Annotated in this window: 1 protein-coding gene and 1 pseudogene; one reads left to right on the top strand and one right to left on the bottom strand. The window is 71.5% G+C overall.

The window, feature by feature from the left end:
- Positions 1–321: pseudogene (locus FV217_RS22195) on the top strand (AprI/Inh family metalloprotease inhibitor); the annotation flags it as partial.
- 34 nt (positions 322–355) lie between these two features.
- Here the strand turns inward: FV217_RS22195 and FV217_RS22190 are convergent.
- Positions 356–1,826, bottom strand: a 1,471-nt coding sequence (locus FV217_RS22190) for an outer membrane beta-barrel protein (protein WP_147821787.1), incomplete at its 5' end; no start/stop codon positions are given.

Below are 1,826 nucleotides of genomic sequence, written 5' to 3'. Positions count from 1 at the left end.
CCTTGGCGAGATCCTTGTTGGCGCAGCCCCAGGTGGTGGCCACCGGCCGCTCCTCCGTCGTCGGCGGCTGGAACGCCACGGACGCGAACGGCAGCTGCCGGGTCTCGCTGTCGAGCACGCCGGCCCTCGACCTCTACCGGGCCACCCACCTCGGGCTGCGCCAACAAGGATCTCGCCAAGGTCTCGGCCTGGGATTTTCGCGACGGCGAAGTCTATCTCTACCAGTCCGGCGGCACCGTCACCGCGCGGCTGAAGCAGGCCTCGGGCTCGCTGGACGGCGCGCTCTCGAAGTCCGGCGCGGCGCTCACGCTGGCGCGCTGACGACGACGGCCCTCGCCCGTGAGCGAGGGCACGCTCACGGGTTGATGCGCATCCCGAGCAGGAAGATGTTGTCGTTGAAGCTCGAACCGGCCGCGCTGCTGGTGATCTGCTGGTAGACGTAGCTGCCGCGCAGCGTCAGCCAGCGGTTGAAGCGGTAATCGGCCCGGGCGAGCGCCGAGAAGCCGCGCTCCCTGATGCTGACGCCCTGGTAGTTGCTGCTGAGATACGCGCCGCCCACGGTGATCGACAGGTTGCGCAGAAGGTCGTGCTGGACCTCCAGCGTCGCGGCATCGGTGAACACGCCGCTGGAGCCCGGGACCGAAGTCTCGATCACGCCGGTCTGCTGGCTGAAGCGCACGGTGGTCAGCGGGCTGGCCTGCCAGACCAGGGCCGCGTTGAGGATCGGCGCCGTGATCGAGCGCAGCGCGCGGTCGACATAGTCGCGACGCTGCAGGCCGGCGGAGACCTCGGCCGACACGAAGCGCGTGAGGGCGATCGCGGCGCCGGCGCTGAAGCCGGCCCCGTCCGAATCCCGGCGGAAGCCGGACTGGTCGACCGGCGTGTCGTAGATGCGCGTGTCGAGCAGCACTTCGACGAAGGGCGTGATCACCGGCGAGATCTCGTAGCCCGCGCGCAGGCGCACGCCGTACTGGTTGGCGTTGCGGTCGCTCTGGATCAGCGTGCCGCCGTTCTGGAGCTGGGCGTCGTCGAAGACCTGGCGATCGATCGAGCCGCGCAGCGTCACCTGCAGGCGGTTGAAGGATTCGGTGATGCCGGCGGAGGCGCCGTAGGTGGCGAAGAGCGGGCGGCTGGTCGCCGCTGCGCCGACATCCGGGCTGCCGGTGCGCTGGGTGTCGACGAGGAAGCGGGTTTCCAGGTCGATGCGGGTGTCGCGGCTCACGTCGACGCGCATCCGCGTGATGCCGGAGGCATTCGGGCGGCTCGCCGCGTCGTTGTCGGGAAACGCGCTGTACCCGCCGCGCAACTCGCCCGAGAGCTCGCTCGACGACCAGTCGCTGCGGAAGCCGAGCTCGGCGTCGCTGCGCAGGGCCAGCGAGCCCTTGGCGGCGTTTGCGGTCGTCTGTTCGGGGTTGGTGTCGTAGCCGATGCCCTGCGTGAAGGCCGGCAGGAAGGTCATGGTACCGAGCTTGATCCCGAGGGGCGCATAGGCCGGATCGGCCTCGTCGGGCCGGCGGAAGGCCGTCGCGCCGAGGAGCAGCCGGCCGGGGCTGCTCAGCCCGAGCAGGGGGATCGCCGTCGGCAGCGGCACCGAGAGCGGCAGGGGCACGCCGGATACGGTGGGCTGGATGACGGGGCTCAGGCGCAGGTCGGTGACGAAGCCCTGCGTGCGGGTGCGGGTCAGGATCCGGGTCGGGACGCCGTAGCGGCGCGGCGGTGCCGCACGTTGGCGCAGCAGGCTCTGCGGCGCACCGGCGCCGCGCGCCCCCGAGATGCCGGAGACCGGCGACCCGGCGGTGCGGAAGCGCGGCAGCCGCGCCACGCTC

This window comes from Methylobacterium sp. WL9 (assembly GCF_008040035.1).
Lineage (GTDB): Bacteria > Pseudomonadota > Alphaproteobacteria > Rhizobiales > Beijerinckiaceae > Methylobacterium > Methylobacterium thuringiense.
The sequence above is the reverse complement of the archived record's forward strand: the minus strand, read 5'-3'. Positions and strand labels throughout refer to the sequence as shown.